This is a genomic window from Nocardioides fonticola (assembly GCF_039536805.1).
Taxonomy (GTDB): domain Bacteria; phylum Actinomycetota; class Actinomycetes; order Propionibacteriales; family Nocardioidaceae; genus Nocardioides; species Nocardioides fonticola.
The window spans coordinates 1-1715 of record NZ_BAAAZH010000009.1 but is presented as its reverse complement, the minus strand read 5'-3'; the positions used below and the strand labels follow the sequence as shown (position 1 = coordinate 1715).

Genomic DNA, 1715 nt, shown 5'->3' with positions numbered 1-1715 from the left:
ACGCGGCATGGACTCCACCGCCCGCACCTGCGCCAACTCCACCGCCAGCCGAGCCTGCCGGGCCCGCAACCGATTGATGCTGTCTTCGAGTGCGGTGATCTCCTCGAGCATCGCCACCGGGTCATGCGGCAGCGGCTGCGCAGCCGCCCCCGTGGAAGGGGTGGGTGACAGCTGTTCGAGAATCCCGAGATCGAACATGAAGACCACGCTAGAGACGACCACCGACATTTCCGGACGGGGCGATCTGGGCGTCGTGGGTTCAGGCTGCCTCGTCCCTCACCGGGTTTCGCGGCCCTCGCCCAGGGGCTCGGGCACCTCAACCACCAGCACGGCCCGTCCGGTCACTGAGGTGCGAGCGAAGCGAGCCTCGAAGTGCCCGCACCCGGCCACCGACCGCTACCGTCCCTCGCATGGCGGGACGGTCAGTGGCTCTGGTGGGCGATCGCAGCGAGCATCGCAGCCACCGGGAGCTGGATGCGCTGCGGCCGCGCCTGCGGGAGGACTGCGGTGTCGACACCCGATGGGTGGCCACCGACGCCGGCGGCGACCTGAGCTCCTTCGATGGCGTCTGGCTGGTACCCGGCTCGCCGTACGCCGACGACGACGCGGTCCTGGCGGCGCTGACCACGATCCGACGCGGCGGTCAGCCGTTCCTCGGCACCTGCGGCGGCATGCAGTACGCCGTCCTGGAGTACCTGCGAACCGAGCTGGGGGCCGACGCCACCCACGCGGAGACCGATGCCGGCCGCACCGACCATGCGATCGTCCCGCTCGCCTGCTCCCTCCAGGGCGTCGCATCGGAGGTCAGGCCGGTACCGGGAAGCCGCTTCGCCGGCTGGGTCCGCGAGCCCTTCGACGGCATGCACTTCTGCAGTTTCGCGGCATCCCCCGAGAGCATCCGCGCACTCGCCGACGACGGCGTGATCGTCGGAGCGACCGGACCGGAGCTCGCCGCCGAGGTGCTGGAGTTCCCGCACCATCCTTTCTACGTGACCAGCATGTTCCAGCCGCACATCGGTGCGAGCGAGGGCGCCGCGGTCCACCCGTTGGTAGCGGCCTTCATGGACGCCGTCCGAGTCTGATCACCGCATCCCTGGCGCATCGGTCTCGTCCCTGCCAGGCTCGGCAGATGAGCGTGGACGAACGGACGCCGACCGGCCTCACCTCACGGCGCGGGATCGCCATCGCCGCGGCGGCGACGGCGGCACTCCTCATCGCGGGCTTCGTCGGGTGGGACCTGCGCAGTGAGACCCTGGCGCACACCGAGCGGCCCGAGCGCTGCGTCTCGACACCGGCGCAGATCGGATGCGAGCTGCCGGACGGCGCGATGGTCGGCGTTCCGCTCGAGACCAGCTGGATCGACGCCGACGGCGGCCTGCATAGCGGCGATCGGCCGGCCTGCCTACCGGCGTCCGGCTGGGACTCCTCGATGCCGGTGGAGCTCACCTGGGTACCCGTGGACGTCGAGGGGGCGCCGGAGCGGGTCGTCGTGCGGGTCGTCTGCGGCTGAGCAGATCGAGGTCGGGGACCGGCCTCAGTTCCCGCCGGGGGCCATGGTCATGGCCGGGGCGAAGGAACCCGGCGGCGGGGTCACACCGTTCTCCCGACACCACGCACCCGGCTCCCGCTGACTACGACGCGAGATCCCATTGCTGGGCTCCAACTGCAACGGGATCGGCGGCAACGGCGGCAACTCCTGCCCCGCCTCAGCCGCC

The 1715-nt window shown here is 71.2% G+C and carries 3 protein-coding genes and 1 pseudogene; 2 read left to right on the top strand and 2 right to left on the bottom strand.

What is annotated here, in order from left to right; genetic code table 11:
* The coding region (locus tag ABD671_RS05360; RefSeq protein WP_344732228.1) for a hypothetical protein at positions 1-198 on the bottom strand (198 nt) is incomplete at its 3' end.
* 212 nt (positions 199-410) lie between these two features.
* Between ABD671_RS05360 and ABD671_RS05355 the strand changes: the two genes are divergently transcribed.
* Both ABD671_RS05355 and ABD671_RS05350 read left to right on the top strand, forming a co-directional pair.
* On the top strand, positions 411-1082 hold the full coding sequence (locus ABD671_RS05355; protein WP_344732227.1) for a CTP synthase: 672 nt from the start codon (positions 411-413) through the stop codon (positions 1080-1082).
* Between the two features lie 47 nt (positions 1083-1129).
* A complete protein-coding gene (locus ABD671_RS05350; RefSeq protein ID WP_344732226.1) occupies positions 1130-1510 on the top strand; it encodes a hypothetical protein in 381 nt (126 codons plus the stop codon).
* Positions 1511-1534: 24 nt separating this feature from the next.
* Here the strand turns inward: ABD671_RS05350 and ABD671_RS05345 are convergent.
* A pseudogene (locus ABD671_RS05345) lies at positions 1535-1715 on the bottom strand (ABC transporter ATP-binding protein); the annotation flags it as partial.